Origin of the sequence: Pseudomonas sp. TUM22785 (assembly GCF_028198105.1) — a bacterium.
Lineage (GTDB): Bacteria > Pseudomonadota > Gammaproteobacteria > Pseudomonadales > Pseudomonadaceae > Metapseudomonas > Metapseudomonas solani.
Genome location: NZ_CP116239.1, coordinates 5,968,283 through 5,988,786, shown reverse-complemented (window position 1 = coordinate 5,988,786; position 20,504 = coordinate 5,968,283). Strand labels below are relative to the sequence as shown.

Here is a 20,504-nt window from a genome sequence, read left to right as displayed (position 1 = left end):
ATGGGCAGAGCCTTGTTGCTGGTCCTCGACTCCTTCGGCATCGGTGCCACGGCGGATGCCACGCGCTTCGGCGACCAGGGCGCCAACACGCTGCTGCACATCGCCGAAGCCTGTGCCCGTGGCGAAGCGGATGGCCCTCTGCGCAAGGGGCCGCTGCATCTGCCGAACCTGGAGCGCCTGGGGCTGGGCCACGCGGCGGCAGCCAGTGCTGGCATCTATGCGCCGGGCTTCGATCCCGAAGCACCTGTCATCGGTGCCTACGGCCATGCCCGCGAGCTGTCCAGCGGCAAGGACACGCCGTCCGGCCACTGGGAGATGGCCGGGGTGCCGGTGCTGTTCGACTGGGGCTACTTCGCCGAGAAACAGCAGAGCTTTCCGCCCGAGCTGCTGGATGCGCTGATCGAACGCGCCGGCTTGCCGGGCATCCTCGGCAACTGCCACGCCTCGGGCACCACCATCCTCGAAGAACTGGGCGAGGCGCACCTGCGCAGCGGCAAACCCATTTGCTACACCTCGGCGGACAGCGTGTTCCAGATCGCCGCCCACGAGGAGGCATTCGGCCTGGAGCGGCTCTATCAGCTGTGCGAGATCGCCCGTGAGCTGTGCGATGACTGGAACATCGGCCGGGTGATCGCACGGCCTTTCGTTGGCACTTCCGCCGCCGATTTCCGCCGCACCGGCAACCGCCGCGACTACGCCGTGCCGCCTCCCGCACCGACCCTGCTGGACCGGCTGGTGGACGCCGGCGGCCAGGTGTTCGCGGTGGGCAAGATCGGCGACATCTTCGCCCACCGGGGCATCAGCCGGCTGTACAAGGGCGACGGCAACGAGGCGCTGTTCGAGGCGACCTTGCAGGCCGTGGCGGAAGCGCCGGAACGCACCCTGGTGTTCGCCAACTTCGTCGACTTCGACATGCTCTTCGGCCACCGCCGCGATATCGCCGGTTACGCGCTGGCGTTGGAGGCTTTCGACCGTCGCCTGCCGGAGCTGCTGGCGGTGATGGGGGAGGGCGATGTGCTGATGCTGGCCGCCGACCACGGTTGCGACCCGAGCTGGCCAGGCAGCGACCACACCCGCGAGCACATCCCGGTGCTGGCCTTCGGTGCCGGCATCACGCCCGGCAGCCTGGGCGAGCGCGGCAGCTTCGCCGACATCGGCCAGAGCCTGGCCACCTTCTTCGAATTGCCGGCCTGCGAGCACGGCGAATCCTTCATTCATCCTGAATCCGGAAACCTGTAGATGGCCACTCCCCATATCACCGCCCTTGCGGGTGACTTCGCCGAAACCGTGCTGATGCCGGGCGACCCGCTGCGCGCCAAGATGATCGCCGACACCTACTTGACGGAAGTCCGCCAGGTGAATGCGGTGCGCAACATGCTGGCCTTCACCGGCTTCTACCAAGGCCGGCGCATCTCGGTGATGGGCTCGGGCATGGGCATTCCCTCGCTGTCGATCTACGCCCATGAGCTGTTCAGCCAGTACGGCGTGCAGCGCATCGTCCGCGTCGGCAGCTGCGGCTCGCTGCAGGACGGCGTGAAGGTCGGCGACCTGGTGATCGCCCAGGGCGCGTCCACCGATTCGGTGGTCAACCGCAAGCGTTTCGGCGGCTTCGATTTCGCCGCCCTGGCCGACTACCGGCTGCTGGAACGCACCGTGCGCCGCGCCGATGAGAGCGGGCAGCCGGTGCATGTGGGCAACGTCTTTTCCGCCGACCTGTTCTACGAGCCGGACCCGGCCTGGGCCCAGCGCATGACGCGCATGGGCGTGCTCGCGGTGGAGATGGAGGCCGCCGGGCTCTATGGCGTGGCGGCGGAGCTGGGGCGCCAGGCATTGGCGGTGCTGACGGTGAGCGACCACCTGATCAGCGGCGAGAAGCTAACGGCGGAGCAGCGGCAGGACGACTTCCACGACATGGTACGGCTGACGCTGGACGCCATGACCCTCGATCACTGAGTCATTTCCTTGCGCGTGGGTGCGACGTCCAGGCGCGCCCGAGGGCGCTTCTTGCCTGGGCACAGCCATTAGGGGGAAACATGCAGCACAACGGATTTCGTCGGGCCCTGGGCGCCGGGCTCCTGGTCGGCAGCCTGCTCTGGGGGGGCCAAGCGGGGGCGTGGGGCCAGCTCGGCCACGCGGTGGTGGCGGACATCGCCGAGGCAGAGCTGACGCCAGCGGCCAAGGCGGAGGCCGATCGCCTGCTGGCGCTGGTGCGCCAGCAGCACCTATCCGCCGTCGCCAGCTGGGCCGACAACCTGCGCAACATGCCAGACTTCCAGACGCTCTGGGAACAGACCCGCGCGCAGCACTACATCAACTACAAGACCGACGACTGCACCTACCAGGCCCCGCGCGATTGCCCGGACGGCCAGTGCGTGGTGGCGGCCATCGAGCGCAACGCGGCGCTGCTGGCCGACCCCAAGGCGAATGACAACCAGAAGGTCATGGCGCTGATGTTCGTGGTGCATTTCGTGGGTGATATCCACCAGCCGCTGCACAACAGTTATCGCCTGGACAAGGGCGGCAACGACTTCCCCGTGGTGGTCGGCGGGCGTGACTACAACCTGCACAGCGTCTGGGACAGTTACCTGTTGGCAAGCCGGCGCCTGGACCAGGCGGCCTACACGGCGAAGCTGTCCGAGGACCTGCCGAAGCCGGAAGTCGGCACTCCGGCGAGTTGGTCGGGGGAGTCCTGCGCCATCGTCCGTGACGACGACCTGTATCCGAAGACCGGCGGCAAGAAGGCCTTCAAGCCCGATGGCTTCAAGCAGTCGAAGAGTGAAGAGTGGGCGCGACGCGGTACCCAGGGTGGTGACGAGGATGGCGAGGCAGGGGGCAACCAGGACACCCTGGATCGTCGTTACCTGAAGAAATTCCTGCCCCTGGCCGAGCGCCGCGTGCAGGAAGCGGGCATCCGCCTGGCGCTGTTGCTCAACGCCAACCTGCCGGAGGGCGCGCCGAAGAAGTAAGGGCCGGTGCCGCGGGAGTGAAGCGGCGGCACTTTCTCACAGGCAAAAAAAGACCCGGCAAAATTGCCGGGTCAATAACCGTGATTAGCCTGATGAGGAGATAATCTGAAGAGTCCGACTGCTTGGTCTCCCAGCTTACCGGCTGATCTCGCGACCAGTTGTGGTAATAATAACAATTCTCATTCCACTGTCAACGCTTTCTGCGAATTATTTTCATCTCGCTCGTCGAGGTGGGCTGCAAAGCACAAACCCCGGCACGTGGCCGGGGTTTGTGTGGGGGGCTAAGGTCACTCCGCCGGTTTGGCCAGGCGTTGCTGGGTGACTTCCTTGTTCAGCAGGTCGATGCGTCGAGCCATGCTCTCGATCAGGCTGTGAGCGATGCGCGGGTTGCTTTGCATCAGGCTGAGGAACTGGTCCTTGGGGATCACCATCACCGTGCAGGGCTCGCTGGCAACCACGGTGGCGCTGCGTTTCTCGCGGGTGAACACGGCCATGGCGCCGAAGATTTCGTCCTTCTGCACGTCACCGACCTTCTGCCCGTCGACGAAGGCTTCGGCGTGCCCTTCGATGATGATGAACACATGATCGGCCTCGTCGCCCTGGTGGATCAGCTCCTCGCCGGCGGCGAAGTGCTGGAAGCCGGTGGCGGGGCGGATTTCGGGCTGCTTGAGGCGGGCGAGGGCGTCGGACAGCAGCGCGGTGTGGCCGATCAGGTACTGGATGAACAGCTCCTGGCCTTTCTCGCTGCCATAGATGTGCTTGAACACGTCGCCGCGCGCATAGGGGATCAGGCTCAGCGGCTCGTCGCTGCGGTAGCGGCAGCTGGGCAGTTCGATGCCTTGGCGCAGGCCTACGAGGTCACCTTCCTGGAGGTAGAACAACGGGCGTTCGTCGACCAGGGCGTGGAGCAGGCCGTTCTCGATGAGGAACAGCTGATTGCCGGGCAGCACCTTGGCCAGGTCCTCCACTGCATCGAGGCGCAGGGGCGGGCCCGAGGGTTCTAGCCCATCGAGCAGCTGGCCGGGAATGCTTTGCAGTCGGTTGATCAGCTGGTCGGCGTAAGCAGGTTGCTCCCCGAGTAGGTACATGACAGTAATTCCTTGAACTGGCTGGGCGGCTTGGACGCACGAACGTCCCTGAAACAATAGGGCGCATTGCTATCGCAGTAAATCCTCCAACGACCAGGTTGTGAGCTAGCTCTTGTTGTGGGGCTGTAGTGCATCCAGTTGACCGTTGAGTTCAGCCTTGTGGCTGGGCGGCAGGTCGTTCCAGTGCACATCCAGCAGCGCACCTTCGATCGCGTAGAGCAGGACCTTGGATGCGCGAAAGCCCCGTGCCCGCACTGCACGATAGGCCCCGACCGCACCCAGGCGGCGCAGGTCCGAGGCGCTGTGGATGCCCACCGCATGCAGCCACTGCGCCGAGGTCTTGCCAAGATTCTTCAGGTGTTGCAGTTCGTCGTTCATCCAGCCTCCTTGCGTTGGTGGGGCGCGAAGGACTCATTACCCGGTTCATCCGGGAAGTGTAGCGGCCATCTGCTATTGCGTGGTCCGGTGGCATCATCCCTGTCCCGCGCCCGGCGGGCGTTGGCCCCTCCAATCCGCTTCTGCGGAGTTCGCGCCCGGATATCAGCGTAGACGGCATCCGCGTGGGCGCTAACCGAGCGGGGCCGATCACAGGTTGGGCGTGGCTACTTGTGGGTGTTGTAGCGCAGGCGGGTGCCGAAATTGACCGACATGAGGATCTCGTCGGCCGCCAGTTCGGTGGGGAAGTAGGCGCCGGATATCTGCGCGTGGGCGATGCTGGCGCCTTCCAGGCTGGCTTCGCGCAGGTCTACGCCGCGCAGGTCGGCGCCGCGGAAATAGGCGTCGGTGAAGTCGATGCGCGCGGCATCGAGGGTGCGCAGGTCGAGCCCGCGGAAATCGCCGGAGGCCAGGTTGATCGAGCCTTCCTTGGGCTTCTGGTCATTGAAGCCGACGACATCGTCGTTGTGCAGCAGGCGGTAGAGGGGGCTATCGAGTTGGTGTGGTGTGGTCATGGGTACTCATCCGGTGAGAGTTCACCGGGAGTATAGAACCCATGGCGAGCAGTGCCCGCCATAGGCCTTAGGGCATCGTCCGATCAGAGGCCGGGCAGGTGCTGACGAATGCGCTCGACCAGGCTGTCGAGGCTGCTGGCGTCGTGGGTGTCGATGCGCTTGCTGTGGGTCTGTTCTTCCGCCGTCAGGGCTTCGCGGCTCGCCTGCTGGGCATGCACCACTTCTAGCGTGGCGTCGGAGGGGTCGCCGCCTTGCTGCTTGCGCTGTTCCAGCCAGCCGGCGATGACGGCTTCCGGGGCGTGGCAGTCGAGGATGACGACGGGTGTGCCCACTTGCTCGGCGACATCCTGGGCGGCCTGGCGCTGGGCCTGCTTGAGGTAGGCCGCGTCGATCACCACCGGGAAGCCGGCGTGCAGCACGGTTTCCGCCAACTGGTGCAGGTGCTGGTAGGTGCGGGCGGTGGCCTCGGCGCTGTAGATGCCACTGTAGAGGTCGTTCTGCTCGCCCGGCTGCTGGCCGAACAGGCGCTTGCGCTCGACGTCGGAGCGCAGGCGGATGGCGCCGAGGGCTTCCACCAGGCGCAGCGCCACATGGCTCTTGCCGACGGCCGATACGCCGTGGGTGATGGCCATGAAGCGCGAGGGAATGGCGCTGTAGCTTTCCGCCAGGTTGGCGTAGTTGCGGTACTGGCGCAGGGTGGCGGCCTGCTGCACGGCGTCGCTCTGGTGGGCGAGGCTGAACAGGGCGATCTTGGCGCGGACCAGGGCGCGGTAGGCCTTGTAGAAGTTCAGCACCTCCAGGCCCTTGTAGTCGCCGGTCTCTTCCAGGTAGCGGCTGACCAGGCGGCGGGACAGCGACTTGAGGCCGCGGTCCTCCAGGTCCATGGCCAGGAAGCCGATGTCGGCATAGACGTCGGTGAAGCGGAAGGGCTCGTTGAATTCGATGCAGTCGAACAGCACCACCTCGCCTTGGATGAGGGTGGCGTTACCCAGGTGGATGTCGCCATGGCATTCGCGGATCGAACCATTTTTCTTGCGTTCGGCCAGTAGTGGCAGCAGGCGCTCGTAGCTGCTTTGGGCCCAGGCTTCGAGGGCGTCGAGTTGCTGCAGGTCAGCCTTGTTGCTCAGCATCGGGCGGATCTGGTCGAAGTTCTGCTGCACCGGGGCCATGACCATTTCCGGGGTGCCCAGCGGGTGCTCGATGGCGACCTGGGGCGACTCCATGTGGAACTGGGCGATCTGTACGGCCAGGGCGTCGATGTGGGCGGGCGTGAGTTCGCCACGCGACTGCACTTCGCTCAGCAGGTTGGCCTGGGGGAACTGCGCCATGCGGATGGCGAATTCGATGGCCGGGCCTTCGCCGCCCAGCTTCGGGGCGGCTTCGCTGCCGGTGATCGGCAGCACGTCGAGATACAGGTCGTGGGTGAGGCGTTGGTTGAGACGCACCTCTTCACCGCAGAAGCGCTCGCGGGCGGCCAGGTCGGTGAAGTCGAGGAAGCCGAAGTTGACGGGCTTCTTGATCTTATAGGCGTAGGGACCGGTGAGGAGCACCCAGGAGATGTGCGTCTCGATGACCTTGAAGCCTTCCACGGGATGCGGATAGAGGGCGGGGTCTTGCAGGGCGGTAATCAGTGCTTGGCTCACGGTCTTTCCTTGCTGGAGGTGCTGGCAGAGCGGGGGATTATGGCCGCTGTGCACCACTCTGCAAACCGTCAGGAGGCGCCTTCTGGCTGTGGATAAAGTGCGTATAATGCGCCGCCATGACTCGTCCCCGATCCTCCCGCTCCCGTAAAAAGCCCCGCTCCAGCGGCCTCCGTACCCTATTTGGCTGGGGCTTGAAGCTCGGCCTGGTGGGCTTGGTGGTGCTGGCGGGATTCGCCATCTACCTCGACGCCATCGTCCAGGAAAAATTCTCCGGCAAGCGCTGGACGGTTCCGGCCAAGGTCTATGCGCGACCGCTGGAATTGTTCGTTGGCCTGAAGCTGGCCAAGGATGATTTCCTCAAGGAACTCGATGCGTTGGGTTACCGCCGCGAAAGCGCGTCCAACGGCCCGGGCTCCGCGTCGGTGGCCGGCGCGGCGGTGGAGCTCAATACCCGCGGCTTCCAGTTCTATGAAGGCCCCGAGCCTGCGCAGCGGATCAAGGTGCGCTTCTCCGGCGATTACGTGGCGGGCCTGACCCAGGCCAACGGCAGCAACCTTGCGGTCGCGCGCCTCGAGCCGCTGCTGATCGGTGGCCTCTATCCTGCCCATCATGAGGACCGGGTGCTGATCAAGCTGGACCAGGTCCCGGCCTATCTGGTAGAAACACTGGTGGCGGTGGAGGACCGTGAGTTCTTCAACCATTGGGGTGTTTCGCTCAAGTCCATCGCGCGTGCGATCTGGGTCAACGCCACCGCCGGCCAGTTGCGCCAGGGCGGCAGTACCCTGACCCAGCAGTTGGTGAAGAACTTCTACCTGACCAACGAGCGCAGCATCAGCCGCAAGGCCACCGAGGCCATGATGGCGGTGTTGCTCGAGGTGCATTACGACAAGCGCGAGATCCTCGAGGCCTACCTAAACGAGGTGTTCCTCGGCCAGGACGGCCAGCGCGCCGTGCACGGCTTCGGTCTTGCCAGCCAGTACTTCTTCAGCCAGCCGCTTTCCGAGCTGAAGCTGCATCAGGTCGCGCTGCTGGTGGGCATGGTCAAGGGCCCGTCGCAGTACAACCCGCGACGCAACCCGGAGCGTGCGCTGGAGCGCCGCAACCTGGTGCTGGACCTGCTCGCCGAGCAGGGCATCGTCACGCCGGAGGAGGCCGCCGAGGCCAAGGCCAAGCCGCTGGGCGTGACCCAGCGCGGCAGCCTGGCGGACAGTTCGTTCCCGGCCTTCCTCGACCTGGTCAAGCGCCAGCTGCGCCAGGACTACCGTGACGAAGACCTTACCGAGGAAGGGCTGCGCATCTTCACCAGCTTCGACCCGATCCTGCAGCTCAAGGCCGAGTCCGCCCTCGATGAAACCCTCAAGCGCCTGTCCGGCCGCAAGGGTGTCGACGAGGTCGAGTCCGCCATGGTCGTCAGCAACCCCGAGACGGGTGAAGTGCAGGCGCTGGTCGGTAGCCGCCAGCCGCGCTTCGCCGGTTTCAACCGCGCCATCGATGCCGTGCGCCCGATCGGCTCGCTGATCAAGCCCGCCGTCTACCTCACCGCCCTGGAGCGCCCCAGCCAGTACACGCTGACCAGTTGGGTGCAGGATGAGCCCTTCTCGGTGAAGGGCCAGGACGGCCAGGTGTGGACGCCGCAGAACTATGACCGCCAGGCCCACGGCAGCATCTACCTGTACCAGGGGCTGGCGAACTCGTACAACCTGTCGACCGCCAAGCTGGGTCTGGAACTGGGCGTGCCGAATGTGCTCAAAACCCTCGAACGACTCGGCGTCTCCCGCGAGTGGCCGGCCTTCCCGTCGATGCTGCTGGGTGCAGGCGCACTGAGCCCGATGGAGGTGGCGACCATGTACCAGACCCTGGCCAATGGCGGCTTCAATACGCCCTTGCGGGGTATTCGCAGCGTGCTGACCGCTGAAGGCGAGCCGCTCAAGCGTTACCCGTTCCAGATCCAGCAGCGCTTCGATCCGGGTGCCATCTACCTGGTGCAGAACGCCATGCAGCGGGTGATGCGTGAGGGCACCGGGCGTTCGGTCTATACCCAGCTGCCCAGCTCGCTGACCCTGGCCGGCAAGACCGGTACCACCAACGACTCCCGTGACAGCTGGTTCGCCGGCTTCAGCCAGGATTTGCTGGCAGTGGTGTGGCTGGGCCGCGACGATAACGGCAAGACGCCACTCACCGGAGCGACGGGTGCGCTGCAGGTCTGGACAGGCTTCATGCGCAAGGCTGATCCGCTACCGCTGGACATGCCGATGCCGGATAACGTGGTGCAGGCGTGGATCGACCCACACAGCGGCCAGGGCTCTGACTCCAGCTGCCCGGGCGCGGTACAGATGCCGTATATTCGCGGCAGCGAGCCGGCGCCGGGCCAGTCCTGTGGCATGGGTGCGCCAGTGGACTCGGTGATGGACTGGGTCCGTGGCTGGATGCAATGAACCGAAGAGGATCTGATGTGAATAAAGGGTGGATTCCTGCCTTGACCGTTGCGGTCATGCTGACCGGTTGTGCGACTCCTCAGCGAAATGCCATCCCGGTGGTCGACTCCGGTGGCCCGATGTCCGAACAGGAAGAAGGCTCCGGCGGCTACCGCGCCCCGGTCGCGGCCCAGCAGCCTCAATACGATTCCCAGGATTCCGGTTTGGTGGTGATGGTGCCGGGTGCCAGCGGCAGTTCCGCCCAGGCGATGCCGGCGCCGAGCGCGCCCATCAGTGGCTCGATCAGTTCCGGCCCCATCACGCCCGGCCCGATCACCCCGGGACCTTCGAGCTCCGCACCGATCTCCACTGGCAGCTACAGCATGCCTTCCGCGCCGAGCGGCATTCCCAGCGGCGGCAGCCTTGCCGCTGACGAGCAGCTGGACGGCCCCGTGCTGGCGCTGCTGACCACCGCCCAGCAGCAACAGGGCGGTGGCGACCTCAATGGTGCGTCCTCCAGTCTGGAGCGTGCCCAGCGCATCGCCCCGCGCGAGCCGCAGGTGCTTTATCGCCTCGCTGAAGTGCGCCTGGCCCAGGGCGATGCCGCCCAGGCCGAGCAGCTTGCTCGTCGTGGCTTGAGCCTTTCCAATGGCCGCCCGGCGTTGCAGGCGAGTTTGTGGGAGTTGGTCGCCAAATCCCGCGAGCGCCAGGGCGACCCGTCTGGTGCCGCCCAGGCCCGTCAGCGCGCCAAGGTCAGCTCCTGATGGATCCGCGCCTCTCCGAGGTGGCTGAGCAGTTGCTGCTGATCGAGCGCGAACTGCGCGTGCTCGGTTGGTGGGCGGACGCCGCGCCCAGCGCAGAAGCGCTTTCCAGCCCGGAGCCGTTCTGCGTCGATACGCTGGCGTTCGAAGAGTGGTTGCAGTGGATCTTCCTGCCGAGGATGAAGGTCATCCTGGAGTCCGGGGCTGATCTGCCTCAGGCGTCGGGGATTCGCCCGATGGCCGAGATGGCCTTCCGTGAGCGTTCGGTGGAGGTGCGAGCCCTGCTGGATTCGCTGGGGGAGTTCGATCGGTTGATCGGTTGAGACATGAATGCGGCGCCGAGAGGCGCCGCAGTTCTATGGATCAGTCGCAGTTCTCGTCGATCGCTTTCTTGGCTTCGGCAATCTTGGCTTGACGTTCGTCTTCACCCAGCCGGCGCATCTCACCGTTTACTTCCATGCGTACACGCGGGTTGTTCTGGAACTGCGCGAGATTGGTGCGCATCGTGTCGCAGTATTTTTTGCGCTCGGCTTCCTGCTTGGCGACATCGCTTTTCACCTTTTCGTCCAGAGCCTTCTGCTGCTCATCGCTGCTGGCTTTGCCGGGTTCGGCGGGCGCTGGCGTAGCAGCCTTTTCCTCGGCCTTGGGCTGGACGGGGTAGGGGTTCTCGAACGTGGGTTTGACTTCCTTGGGCTGCGCGGCGCCAGTGCTGACCGACGTGGCGTCCTGCCCTTGGGGCGGCTGCGCGCCGAAGTGGGTTACACCTTGCGCGTCCACCCATTTGTAGACCTGGCTGGCCATGACAGAACCGCTCAGGGCGAGCAGCAGGCTGCCTGTGAGAATGATGCGACGCATGTTGTTTCCTTGTGATCGACTCGAGACCTGGCAATTACTATAACCAAAACCCGCCTATCGTCATGCTGCTACGTGTCACAGGCTTGTGATGCAAGAAACACTGATGGATTACTTGACTTGTCGCACGCTTATCCGAAGAATCCGTGGTTCGCTGTTTCAGTGGGCCGGCCGCAAGTCGGTAGCTGCCGCAGTCGATGAGGTGCATACCCGCGCCGACCTGTTACACCCGCAACGCGTTACCTCGCGCTGGGTGGGAAAGTCCCGCAACAACTCTCAGGGGCCGACCCGATGCTTGCTCAGTCAGTAGCTGATGGAGTTCGACTACCCGTCGTGCACGTCACTGCTTGCAAGCAAACCTATTTCAGGCCGTCCGGTGCGGGCGGTTTACTGGCGTTTTAGAGGTGAACAACGTGGAGCTTTTATCTGGCGCTGAAATGGTCGTCCGCTCGTTGCGTGACGAAGGCGTTAAGTACATCTACGGGTACCCGGGTGGTGCCCTCCTGCATATCTACGATGCCCTGTTCAAGGAAAGTGACGTCACCCATATCCTGGTGCGCCATGAGCAGGCTGCTACCCATATGGCCGACGGCTACGCCCGTGCTACCGGCAAGCCCGGTGTGGTGCTGGTGACGTCCGGCCCCGGTGCGACGAACGCCATCACCGGCATCGCCACCGCCTATATGGACTCCATTCCGATGGTCGTGCTGTCCGGTCAGGTACCGAGCGGCATGGTAGGCACCGATGCCTTCCAGGAAACCGACATGGTCGGTATCTCCCGCCCGATCGTGAAGCACAGCTTCATCATCAAGCATCCTTCGGAAATCCCCGAAGTGATCAAGAAGGCCTTCTATCTCGCCCAGTCCGGCCGTCCCGGCCCGGTCGTGGTCGATATTCCGAAGGACATGGGCGATCCGACCCAGAAGTTCGAATACAGCTACCCGAAGAAGGTCAAGCTGCGCTCGTACAGCCCTGCCGTTCGTGGTCATTCCGGCCAGATCCGCAAGGCGGCCGAGATGCTGCTGGCTGCCAAGCGTCCGATCCTGTACGCCGGTGGCGGCGTGATCATGGGCGGCGCTTCCGAGCCTCTGACCGAACTGGCCAAGATGCTCAACCTGCCGGTGACCAACACTCTGATGGGCCTCGGTGCCTACCCGGGCATGGATCGCCAGTTCGTCGGCATGCTCGGCATGCACGGCAGCTACACCGCCAACCTGGCGATGCACCACGCTGACGTGATCCTGGCTGTCGGCGCGCGTTTCGATGACCGTGTGATCAATGGCGCGAGCAAGTTCTGCCCGAACGCCAAGATCATCCACATCGACATCGACCCGGCTTCGATCTCCAAGACCATCAAGGCCGATATCCCGATCGTGGGCCCGGTGGACAGCGTCCTCACCGAGATGGTCGCCATCCTCAAGGAAATCGGCGAGACCCCGAACAAGGAGACCGTTGCCAGCTGGTGGAAGCAGATCGAAGAGTGGCGTGGCGACCGCGGCCTGTTCCCCTATGAAATGGGCGACGGCAGCATCATCAAGCCGCAGACCGTCATCGAAACCCTGTGCGATGTCACCAAGGGTGATGCCTATGTGGCGTCCGATGTGGGCCAGCACCAGATGTTCGCGGCGCAGTACTACCGCTTCAACAAGCCCAATCGCTGGATCAACTCCGGTGGCCTCGGCACCATGGGCTTCGGCTTCCCGGCGGCGATGGGCGTGAAGCTCAACTTCCCGGATGCCGATGTGGCGTGCGTGACCGGTGAAGGCAGCATCCAGATGAACATCCAGGAACTGTCCACCTGCCTGCAGTACGACCTGCCGGTGAAGATCATCAACCTCAACAACGGTGCCTTGGGCATGGTCCGCCAGTGGCAGGACATGCAGTACAACAGCCGTTACTCGCACTCCTACATGGAGTCGCTGCCGGACTTCGTCAAGCTGGTTGAAGCCTATGGCCACGTTGGCATGCGCATCACCGACCTGAAGGATCTGAAGCCGAAGATGGAAGAAGCGTTCGCGCTGAAGAATCGCCTGGTGTTCCTCGATATCCAGGTCGATCCGAGCGAACACGTCTACCCGATGCAGATCCGGGATGGCGCCATGCGCGATATGTGGCTGAGCAAGACGGAGCGGACCTGAACATGCGACACATCATTTCCCTGCTGCTGGAGAACGAACCCGGTGCGCTGTCCCGTGTCGTCGGCCTGTTCTCCCAACGCAACTACAACATCGAAAGCCTGACCGTCGCCCCCACCGAGGATCCGACCCTGTCGCGTCTGACGCTGACCACCGTTGGCCAGGACGATGTGATCGAGCAGATCACCAAGAACCTCAACAAGCTGATCGAAGTGGTCAAGCTGGTGGACCTGTCGGAGAGCGCTCACATCGAGCGCGAGCTGATGCTGGTAAAAGTGAAGGCTACTGGCGCCCAGCGCGCCGAGGTCAAGCGCACCACCGACATCTTCCGCGGGCAGATCGTCGATGTGACCAGTAGCGTCTACACCATCCAGCTGGCCGGTACGTCCGACAAGCTGGACAGCTTCATTCAGGCGATCGGCACCGCGTCGATCCTCGAGACCGTGCGCAGTGGCGTTACCGGCATCGCCCGTGGGGACAAGGTGCTGAGCATCTGATCGCCATGCGGTCTCGAAGAACCCCGCCTTGTGCGGGGTTTTTTATTGCCCGGATTTACTGGCGGCGATTCCAGAAGGCTGCGATCAGTGGGTCCTTGAGGCGTTTTTCCAGGGCGAACAGGCCGATGTCGTAGGCGGTCAATGGCGGCTGGATGTCGTAGATACGGATGCGCTCGGTCAGCGGGCTGTTGTCGAGCACGATCTGCGGAACCACGCCGATGCCGAACCCCAGGCTCACCATGCTGACAATGGCTTCGTTACCCGCCACCTGGGCGTAGATCCGCGGCTTGATGCTGTGGCTTTTCAGCCAGCGCTCGGTGCGCGTTCGGGCCAGGCCTTCTTCCGAGAGAATCATCGGCACGTCCTTCCAGCTTTGCGCTGTGGGCTGCCTCAGCTGTTCCTCGCTCAGTAACTGAGGTGACTGTGGTCCGATGAAGCGCAGCTCCGAGCGGGTGATCGACTGGAAGTCGATACCGGCTGGCAGGGCGTCGGGCCGGGCGCCGATGGAGAGATCCTCCAGCCCCTGTTGTACCCGCTCGACCGCCTTGGCCGGGTCGCCGGTGTGCAGCTTCATTTCGATGCGGGGGTAGTCCTGGCGGAAGCTGCTGAGGATGTCGTAGAGGAAGCTGTAGCTTGCCGTCACCGAGCAATACAGGGAGAGCTCGCCGTGCAGGTCCACCTGGTCCTGCATGAACCGCTGGCGGATGGCGTGCCAGCCGCTCATGACCTCGCTGGCATACTCGCGGAACTGCTGCCCCTCTCGGGTCAGCTGGACCGAACGGTTGTCGCGTACGAACAGGGGCGCGCCGACTTCGTCTTCGAGCTGCTTGATGCTTCGGCTGAGTGCAGAGGGGCTGACATGCTGTTCGCGGCTGGTTTTGCCGAAGTGCAGGTTATCTGCCAGGGAAAGGAAGAGCCTGAGCGAGTGGTTGTCCATGAGTGTTTCATTTACAGGCACATGACGTTGCGAATATATCATTTTACGCAACGGGTCCGATCGCTTAATGTGCCTCTGTCGCGGTGCGCGCACCCCATCCCTTTCGTTTTAGAAGAGTCATGAACATGAAAGTTTATTACGACAAAGACTGTGACCTCTCGATCATCCAGGGCAAGAAAGTAGCCATCATCGGTTACGGCTCCCAGGGTCATGCTCATGCCTGCAACCTGAAAGACTCCGGTGTCGACGTAACCGTCGGCCTGCGCCCGGGCTCCGCCACCGTCGCCAAGGCTCAAGCCCATGGCCTGACCGTGAAGAGCGTGCCGGAAGCCGTTGCCGCCGCTGACCTGGTCATGATCCTGACCCCCGACGAATTCCAGTCCAAGCTGTACAAGGACGAAGTCGAGCCGAACCTGAAGAAAGGCGCCACCCTGGCTTTCGCCCACGGCTTCGCCATCCACTACAACCAGGTCGTCCCGCGTGCCGACCTCGACGTGATCATGATCGCGCCGAAGGCTCCGGGCCACACCGTACGCTCCGAGTTCGTCAAGGGCGGCGGCATCCCTGACCTGGTCGCCATCTACCAGGACGCTTCCGGCAATGCCAAGAACGTTGCCCTGTCCTACGCCTGCGGCGTTGGCGGCGGCCGTACCGGCATCATCGAAACCACCTTCAAGGACGAGACCGAAACCGACCTGTTCGGTGAGCAAGCCGTTCTCTGCGGCGGTTGCGTCGAGCTGGTGAAAGCCGGTTTCGAAACCCTGGTCGAAGCTGGCTACGCGCCGGAAATGGCCTACTTCGAATGCCTGCACGAGCTGAAGCTGATCGTTGACCTCATGTACGAAGGCGGCATCGCCAACATGAACTACTCGATCTCCAACAACGCCGAATACGGCGAGTACGTGACCGGTCCGGAAGTCATCAACGCCGAATCCCGTCAGGCCATGCGCAACGCTCTGAAGCGCATCCAGGACGGCGAATACGCCAAGATGTTCATTCAGGAAGGTGCTTCGAACTACGCGTCGATGACCGCCTACCGCCGCAACAACGCTGCTCACCCGATCGAGCAGGTTGGTGAGCGTCTGCGTGCGATGATGCCGTGGATCTCCGCCAACAAGATCGTCGACAAGACCAAGAACTAAGGTCTCGCGCGGTTGAAGAAGAAACGCGGCTACGGCCGCGTTTTTTCATGGTGCTCCCGCTTCTGGTATAAAGCCTGATTACCGGGCACGTGACGCGAACCAGCCTGTTGCATCCCGGTCAAATTCATTCGCATACCTCGCAAGGATGTTGTTCATGAGTGACCGTCCCGAAGAGCCGAACGAGGCTCCCGACGCCGAAAGCCTGCTGCCGATCGACGAGCATGTCGAAGAGGGGCACGATGATGAGGGTCGCAAGGTCCGTCATCGCGGCATCTATCTGCTGCCCAACCTGTTCACGACTGCCAACCTGTTCGCCGGCTTCTACGCGATCATCAACGCCATGAACGGAAACTTCTCCGTCGCGGCTGCCACCATCTTCGTTGCCATGGTGCTCGATAGTCTCGATGGGCGGGTTGCGCGCCTGACCAACACCCAGAGTGCATTCGGCGCCGAGTACGACTCGCTCTCGGACATGGTCGCCTTCGGCGTCGCACCCGCGCTGTTGGCATTCGAATGGGCACTGAGTGGGCTCAACAGCGTTGGCCTGACGGTTGCCTTCATCTATGTGGCAGGTGCGGCTCTGCGCCTCGCGCGCTTCAACACCCAGATCGGCAAGGCCGACAAGCGCTACTTCATTGGTTTGGCCAGCCCGGCCGCTGCCGGTGTTGTTGCTGGTACGGTGTGGGCGTTCAGCGACTTCGGTATCAAGGGCTCGAACATGTCCTTCATCGTCGCCCTGCTGGTAGCGGCTGCCGGCATGCTGATGGTCAGCAACGTCAAGTACTACAGCTTCAAGGACCTTGACCTGAAGGGGCGCGTCCCGTTCGTGGCCATCCTGGTGGTGGTGCTGGCTTTCGCCGTGGTGTTCAGCGATCCACCGCGCATCCTGCTGCTGATCTTCCTTGCTTACGCAGCCTCCGGCCCAGTGCAATACTTGCTGCAACTGCGTCGCCGCAAGCGCGTCGAGTGATGTAATTTCCTCCCGGCTCCGCAGTCTACTGGGCAACCTATGCCGTAACTGTGGAGCCGTCATGCTGATCAGAACTCCCGCCGCGTCTTCCTCCCGTGAAGATGAAGTGACCCCCGAATCCATCTACCTCTCGCGTCGCGCCTTCATGGCGGGAGTGGGGGCTGCCGCCGCACTTTCTTCCCTTCCTGGTCAGGCCGCCGAGGCAGCAGCCTATGCCGATGTCGAGCCGGCTAACGCGCCTGCCTGGTTCTCGGGCAAGTTGCAGGATGCCCGTTGGCAGGCGATCACCGCCGGGAACGAGGCGGTGACGCCCTTCAAGGATGCCACCCACTACAACAACTTCTACGAGTTCGGCACCAACAAGGGTGACCCTGCCCGCTACGCAGACAAGCTCAGCGTCGAACCCTGGCAGGTGAAGATCGATGGTGAAGTGGGTAAACCAGGCGCTTACTCGCTTGAAGACCTGCTGAAGCCTCATCGACTCGAAGAGCGCATCTACCGGCTGCGCTGCGTGGAGGGGTGGTCGATGGTCATCCCCTGGTTGGGCTTCCCGCTGGCGGATCTTTTGCAATTGGTGGAGCCCAACGGGAATGCGAAGTTCGTGCGTTTCGAGACACGACTGGCTCCTGATGAGATGGCCGGCGTTCGTTCGGGCTTCTCGTTGATCGATTGGCCTTATATAGAAGGGCTGCGTTTGGATGAGGCGATGCATCCGCTCACGCTGCTGGCTGTTGGCATGTATGGACGTGTGCTGCCTAACCAGAATGGGGCACCGTTGCGTTTGGTGGTGCCGTGGAAGTATGGCTTCAAGAGCATCAAATCCATTGTGCGCATCAGCCTGGTGGCCGAGCAGCCGAAGACGACCTGGGAGGCTATTGCGCCCAACGAGTACGGCTTCTATTCCAATGTGAATCCTGAAGTGGATCATCCACGTTGGAGCCAGGCTCATGAGCGGCGTCTTCCCAGTGGCTTGTTCAGCCCTAACGTGATTCCGACGCGGATGTTCAATGGCTATGACGAAGTGGCCACTCTCTATGGCGGCCTAGATCTGCGGAAGTACTACTGATGCGCTATCGACTGTGGCGCGTGGCGGTTTTCCTGGCGGCGTTGGTTCCTCCTTCTCTGTGGGTATATCAGGCCTGGATCTTTGACCTGGGCCCGGACCCGGGGAAGACGCTTGTCGATAGGCTTGGACTCGGCGCGCTTTGGCTCCTGCTCATCACTCTTGGGATGACGCCCCTGCAGAAGCTGACGGGCTGGGGTGGCTGGATCGCCGTTCGCCGGCAGCTGGGGCTTTGGTGCTTCGCCTATGTGGTCTTCCATATAAGTGCCTATGCGGTGTTCCTGCTTGGCCTGGATCTGGGCCAATTGGCGAAAGACCTGAGTAAGCGCCCTTACATTATTGTGGGGGCACTGGCCTTCTTCATGCTTCTTGTCTTGGCGGTGACGTCCAACCGGTACAGCATTCGGAAGCTCGGTAGGCGCTGGAAGCAGCTGCATAGGCTCGTCTACCTGATTCTCGGGCTGGCCTTGTTGCATATGCTTTGGGTGGTGCGTGCGGATATGGCTGAGTGGGCGGGCTATGCCATTGCCGGGAGCGCGCTTCTTGCGCTGCGTCTGCCGGTAATCTCCCGGAGGCTCAAGCGGCCAGTTCAGGGGCCTGCAGAGAAGATGACGAAAAGATTTCAATAAAGTGTTGACGTGCCGTTTCGGATCCCTATAATGCGCACCACTTCCACAGCAGAAGCCAAGAAAAATCTCTTGTAAATCAAAAGGTTAAGTAAAGGTAGAGTGATTTGATTTAGGTCGAATCGATGCGGTGGAAGGGTGATGCCAGGTTGGGTTTTGGCGTCGCCAGCCTCTTCCGGATGAGTTCGAAAGAAGCTGAAAAAGAGGTGTTGACAGCGAGTTGAAACGCTGTAGAATTCGCCTCCCGCTGACGTGAAGCGAAAGATTCACGGAAAGCGCAAGTCGTTGAGTAGAAAGAAAAAATTCTTCGAAAAACAGCTTGACAGATAGAAAGGCTGCTGTAGAATGCGCGGCCTCGGTTGAGGCGAAAGACTTAATCGAAATTGCTCTTTAACAATTTGAATCAAGCAATTCGTGTGGGTGCTTGTGATGTAAGACTGGTAGTCGACTGATTATCAGCAACACAAGTAACACTCGTGAATTCGAGAGTTTATTTGCGATTGCTGAGCCAAGTTTAGGGTTTTCTCAAAACCCAAGCAGTATTGAACTGAAGAGTTTGATCATGGCTCAGATTGAACGCTGGCGGCAGGCCTAACACATGCAAGTCGAGCGGATGAGTGGAGCTTGCTCCATGATTCAGCGGCGGACGGGTGAGTAATGCCTAGGAATCTGCCTGGTAGTGGGGGACAACGTTTCGAAAGGAACGCTAATACCGCATACGTCCTACGGGAGAAAGCAGGGGACCTTCGGGCCTTGCGCTATCAGATGAGCCTAGGTCGGATTAGCTAGTTGGTGAGGTAAAGGCTCACCAAGGCGACGATCCGTAACTGGTCTGAGAGGATGATCAGTCACACTGGAACTGAGACACGGTCCAGACTCCTACGGGAGGCAGCAGTGGGGAATATTGGACAATGGGCGAAAGCCTGATCCAGCCATGCCGCGTGTGTGAAGAAGGTCTTCGGATTGTAAAGCACTTTAAGTTGGGAGGAAGGGCAGTAAGTTAATACCTTGCTGTTTTGACGTTACCGACAGAATAAGCACCGGCTAACTTCGTGCCAGCAGCCGCGGTAATACGAAGGGTGCAAGCGTTAATCGGAATTACTGGGCGTAAAGCGCGCGTAGGTGGTTCAGCAAGTTGGATGTGAAAGCCCCGGGCTCAACCTGGGAACTGCATCCAAAACTACTGAGCTAGAGTACGGTAGAGGGTGGTGGAATTTCCTGTGTAGCGGTGAAATGCGTAGATATAGGAAGGAACACCAGTGGCGAAGGCGACCACCTGGACTGATACTGACACTGAGGTGCGAAAGCGTGGGGAGCAAACAGGATTAGATACCCTGGTAGTCCACGCCGTAAACGATGTCGACTAGCCGTTGGGATCCTTGAGATCTTAGTGGCGAAGCTAACGCGATAAGTCGACCGCCTGGGGAGTACGGCCGCAAGGTTAAAACTCAAATGAATTGACGGGGGCCCGCACAAGCGGTGGAGCATGTGGTTTAATTCGAAGCAACGCGAAGAACCTTACCTGGCCTTGACATGCTGAGAACTTTCCAGAGATGGATTGGTGCCTTCGGGAACTCAGACACAGGTGCTGCATGGCTGTCGTCAGCTCGTGTCGTGAGATGTTGGGTTAAGTCCCGTAACGAGCGCAACCCTTGTCCTTAGTTACCAGCACGTTATGGTGGGCACTCTAAGGAGACTGCCGGTGACAAACCGGAGGAAGGTGGGGATGACGTCAAGTCATCATGGCCCTTACGGCCAGGGCTACACACGTGCTACAATGGTCGGTACAAAGGGTTGCCAAACCGCGAGGTGGAGCTAATCCCATAAAACCGATCGTAGTCCGGATCGCAGTCTGCAACTCGACTGCGTGAAGTCGGAATCGCTAGTAATCGTGAATCAGAATGTCACGGTGAATACGTTCCCGGGCCTTGTACACACCGCCCGTCACACCATGGGAGTGGGTTGCTCCAGAAGTAGCTAGTCTAACCGCAAGGGGGACGGTTACCACGGAGTGATTCATGACTGGGGTGAAGTCGTAACAAGGTAGCCGTAGGGGAACCTGCGGCTGGATCACCTCCTTAATCGAAGACATCAGCTTCTTCATAAGCTCCCACACGAATTGCTTGATTCACTTGCGAAAAGCGATTGGGTTGTTAGACCCGAGAGTAAGACGATTGGGTCTGTAGCTCAGTTGGTTAGAGCGCACCCCTGATAAGGGTGAGGTCGGCAGTTCGAATCTGCCCAGACCCACCAATTGTCATGGGCGTGGCAGGTCTTCGAGGGGCCATAGCTCAGCTGGGAGAGCGCCTGCTTTGCACGCAGGAGGTCAGGAGTTCGATCCTCCTTGGCTCCACCATCCACTCTAAATAATCGCTGAAAGCTCAGAAATGAGTGCCTTGAGAATGGCATTGATTTCTGGTCTTTGCGCCAGAACTGTTCTTTAAAAATTTGGGTATGTGA

At 61.7% G+C, this 20,504-nt stretch carries 18 protein-coding genes, 2 tRNA genes and 1 rRNA gene; 15 read left to right on the top strand and 6 right to left on the bottom strand.

Translation table 11 applies throughout. The features are described 5' to 3' along the window. The 3 genes from PI990_RS27315 to PI990_RS27305 all read left to right on the top strand — a co-directional run bounded on the left by PI990_RS27315 (position 1) and on the right by PI990_RS27305 (position 2,966). Positions 1-1,239, top strand: coding sequence for a phosphopentomutase (locus tag PI990_RS27315; protein ID WP_271659053.1), 1,239 nt, complete (start codon positions 1-3; stop codon positions 1,237-1,239). Next, positions 1,240-1,953, top strand: a complete 714-nt coding sequence (gene deoD, locus PI990_RS27310) for a purine-nucleoside phosphorylase (protein WP_271659052.1) — start codon at positions 1,240-1,242, stop codon at positions 1,951-1,953. It begins immediately after the preceding gene. A gap of 80 nt (positions 1,954-2,033) precedes the next feature. Beyond that, positions 2,034-2,966: a S1/P1 nuclease gene (locus PI990_RS27305; RefSeq protein WP_271659051.1), complete on the top strand. Its 933-nt coding sequence runs from the start codon at positions 2,034-2,036 to the stop codon at positions 2,964-2,966. Positions 2,967-3,253: 287 nt separating this feature from the next. Here PI990_RS27305 and PI990_RS27300 read toward each other — a convergent pair whose 3' ends face one another. The 4 genes from PI990_RS27300 to PI990_RS27285 form a co-directional block, all read right to left on the bottom strand. Continuing rightward, entirely contained in the window at positions 3,254-4,054 is an 801-nt protein-coding gene (locus PI990_RS27300; protein ID WP_043244433.1) for a cyclic nucleotide-binding domain-containing protein, read from the bottom strand. Positions 4,055-4,159: 105 nt separating this feature from the next. Continuing rightward, positions 4,160-4,432 carry a TfoX/Sxy family protein gene (locus PI990_RS27295; RefSeq protein WP_021219293.1) on the bottom strand — a complete coding sequence of 91 codons (273 nt, stop codon included), beginning with the start codon at positions 4,430-4,432 and terminating at the stop codon, positions 4,160-4,162. Between the two features lie 224 nt (positions 4,433-4,656). Further along, a complete protein-coding gene (locus tag PI990_RS27290; protein ID WP_021219292.1) occupies positions 4,657-5,004 on the bottom strand; it encodes a pentapeptide repeat-containing protein in 348 nt (115 codons plus the stop codon). Between the two features lie 83 nt (positions 5,005-5,087). Beyond that, positions 5,088-6,647 (bottom strand): bifunctional aminoglycoside phosphotransferase/ATP-binding protein, encoded by a 1,560-nt coding sequence (locus tag PI990_RS27285; protein WP_271659050.1) that lies wholly within the window; start codon positions 6,645-6,647, stop codon positions 5,088-5,090. Positions 6,648-6,763: 116 nt separating this feature from the next. Here PI990_RS27285 and mrcB point away from each other — a divergent pair, with 116 nt between their 5' ends. From mrcB to PI990_RS27270, 3 genes are read left to right on the top strand one after another with little or no spacing between them, the layout of a single operon-like run. Beyond that, positions 6,764-9,082 (top strand): penicillin-binding protein 1B, encoded by a 2,319-nt coding sequence (gene mrcB, locus PI990_RS27280; protein WP_271659049.1) that lies wholly within the window; start codon positions 6,764-6,766, stop codon positions 9,080-9,082. A gap of 17 nt (positions 9,083-9,099) precedes the next feature. Further along, positions 9,100-9,825 (top strand): tetratricopeptide repeat protein, encoded by a 726-nt coding sequence (locus PI990_RS27275; protein ID WP_271659048.1) that lies wholly within the window; start codon positions 9,100-9,102, stop codon positions 9,823-9,825. Next, positions 9,825-10,145 carry a YqcC family protein gene (locus tag PI990_RS27270; protein WP_271659047.1) on the top strand — a complete coding sequence of 107 codons (321 nt, stop codon included), beginning with the start codon at positions 9,825-9,827 and terminating at the stop codon, positions 10,143-10,145. Before PI990_RS27275 ends, PI990_RS27270 begins: the two co-directional genes overlap by 1 nt. Positions 10,146-10,185: 40 nt before the next feature. Here the strand turns inward: PI990_RS27270 and PI990_RS27265 are convergent, their stop codons facing one another. After that, entirely contained in the window at positions 10,186-10,677 is a 492-nt protein-coding gene (locus PI990_RS27265) for a DUF4124 domain-containing protein (protein WP_271659046.1), read from the bottom strand. Positions 10,678-11,087: 410 nt separating this feature from the next. Between PI990_RS27265 and PI990_RS27260 the strand changes: the two genes are divergently transcribed. Beyond that, positions 11,088-12,812, top strand: a complete 1,725-nt coding sequence (locus tag PI990_RS27260) for an acetolactate synthase 3 large subunit (protein ID WP_043244472.1) — start codon at positions 11,088-11,090, stop codon at positions 12,810-12,812. 2 nt (positions 12,813-12,814) lie between these two features. After that, a complete protein-coding gene (ilvN, locus tag PI990_RS27255) occupies positions 12,815-13,306 on the top strand; it encodes an acetolactate synthase small subunit (protein WP_021219285.1) in 492 nt (163 codons plus the stop codon). A 55-nt stretch (positions 13,307-13,361) separates the two neighbouring features. Here the strand turns inward: ilvN and ilvY are convergent, their stop codons facing one another. Next, on the bottom strand, positions 13,362-14,243 hold the full coding sequence (gene ilvY, locus PI990_RS27250) for an HTH-type transcriptional activator IlvY (RefSeq protein ID WP_271659045.1): 882 nt from the start codon (positions 14,241-14,243) through the stop codon (positions 13,362-13,364). Positions 14,244-14,368: 125 nt separating this feature from the next. Here ilvY and ilvC point away from each other — a divergent pair, with 125 nt between their 5' ends. The 7 genes from ilvC to PI990_RS27215 all read left to right on the top strand — a co-directional run bounded on the left by ilvC (position 14,369) and on the right by PI990_RS27215 (position 20,400). Beyond that, positions 14,369-15,385 (top strand): ketol-acid reductoisomerase, encoded by a 1,017-nt coding sequence (gene ilvC, locus PI990_RS27245; RefSeq protein ID WP_021219283.1) that lies wholly within the window; start codon positions 14,369-14,371, stop codon positions 15,383-15,385. A gap of 154 nt (positions 15,386-15,539) precedes the next feature. After that, entirely contained in the window at positions 15,540-16,355 is an 816-nt protein-coding gene (gene pssA, locus PI990_RS27240; RefSeq protein ID WP_271659044.1) for a CDP-diacylglycerol--serine O-phosphatidyltransferase, read from the top strand. Between the two features lie 61 nt (positions 16,356-16,416). Beyond that, positions 16,417-17,421 carry a protein-methionine-sulfoxide reductase catalytic subunit MsrP gene (msrP, locus tag PI990_RS27235; protein ID WP_043244425.1) on the top strand — a complete coding sequence of 335 codons (1,005 nt, stop codon included), beginning with the start codon at positions 16,417-16,419 and terminating at the stop codon, positions 17,419-17,421. Then, a complete protein-coding gene (gene msrQ, locus PI990_RS27230) occupies positions 17,421-18,047 on the top strand; it encodes a protein-methionine-sulfoxide reductase heme-binding subunit MsrQ (RefSeq protein ID WP_271659043.1) in 627 nt (208 codons plus the stop codon). Before msrP ends, msrQ begins: the two co-directional genes overlap by 1 nt. A gap of 541 nt (positions 18,048-18,588) precedes the next feature. Next, positions 18,589-20,125: ribosomal RNA gene (locus PI990_RS27225) — 16S ribosomal RNA — on the top strand. Positions 20,126-20,220: 95 nt separating this feature from the next. Continuing rightward, a tRNA-Ile gene (locus PI990_RS27220) sits at positions 20,221-20,297 on the top strand. A 27-nt stretch (positions 20,298-20,324) separates the two neighbouring features. After that, positions 20,325-20,400 (top strand) — tRNA-Ala (locus PI990_RS27215). Positions 20,401-20,504: the final 104 nt, after the last annotated feature.

Excerpts from the sequence above, each read along its gene's own strand:
- ilvC (WP_021219283.1), top strand. The coding sequence starts at position 14,369 with ATGAAAGTTTATTACGACAAAGACTGTGACCTCTCGATCATCCAGGGC.
- msrP (WP_043244425.1), top strand. The coding sequence starts at position 16,417 with ATGCTGATCAGAACTCCCGCCGCGTCTTCCTCCCGTGAAGATGAAGTG.
- PI990_RS27315 (WP_271659053.1), top strand. The coding sequence starts at position 1 with ATGGGCAGAGCCTTGTTGCTGGTCCTCGACTCCTTCGGCATCGGTGCC.
- ilvY (WP_271659045.1), bottom strand. The coding sequence starts at position 14,243 with ATGGACAACCACTCGCTCAGGCTCTTCCTTTCCCTGGCAGATAACCTG.
- PI990_RS27300 (WP_043244433.1), bottom strand. The coding sequence starts at position 4,054 with ATGTACCTACTCGGGGAGCAACCTGCTTACGCCGACCAGCTGATCAAC.
- PI990_RS27290 (WP_021219292.1), bottom strand. The coding sequence starts at position 5,004 with ATGACCACACCACACCAACTCGATAGCCCCCTCTACCGCCTGCTGCAC.
- PI990_RS27305 (WP_271659051.1), top strand. The coding sequence starts at position 2,034 with ATGCAGCACAACGGATTTCGTCGGGCCCTGGGCGCCGGGCTCCTGGTC.
- deoD (WP_271659052.1), top strand. The coding sequence starts at position 1,240 with ATGGCCACTCCCCATATCACCGCCCTTGCGGGTGACTTCGCCGAAACC.
- PI990_RS27265 (WP_271659046.1), bottom strand. The coding sequence starts at position 10,677 with ATGCGTCGCATCATTCTCACAGGCAGCCTGCTGCTCGCCCTGAGCGGT.
- PI990_RS27270 (WP_271659047.1), top strand. The coding sequence starts at position 9,825 with ATGGATCCGCGCCTCTCCGAGGTGGCTGAGCAGTTGCTGCTGATCGAG.
- ilvN (WP_021219285.1), top strand. The coding sequence starts at position 12,815 with ATGCGACACATCATTTCCCTGCTGCTGGAGAACGAACCCGGTGCGCTG.
- msrQ (WP_271659043.1), top strand. The coding sequence starts at position 17,421 with ATGCGCTATCGACTGTGGCGCGTGGCGGTTTTCCTGGCGGCGTTGGTT.
- mrcB (WP_271659049.1), top strand. The coding sequence starts at position 6,764 with ATGACTCGTCCCCGATCCTCCCGCTCCCGTAAAAAGCCCCGCTCCAGC.
- PI990_RS27295 (WP_021219293.1), bottom strand. The coding sequence starts at position 4,432 with ATGAACGACGAACTGCAACACCTGAAGAATCTTGGCAAGACCTCGGCG.
- pssA (WP_271659044.1), top strand. The coding sequence starts at position 15,540 with ATGAGTGACCGTCCCGAAGAGCCGAACGAGGCTCCCGACGCCGAAAGC.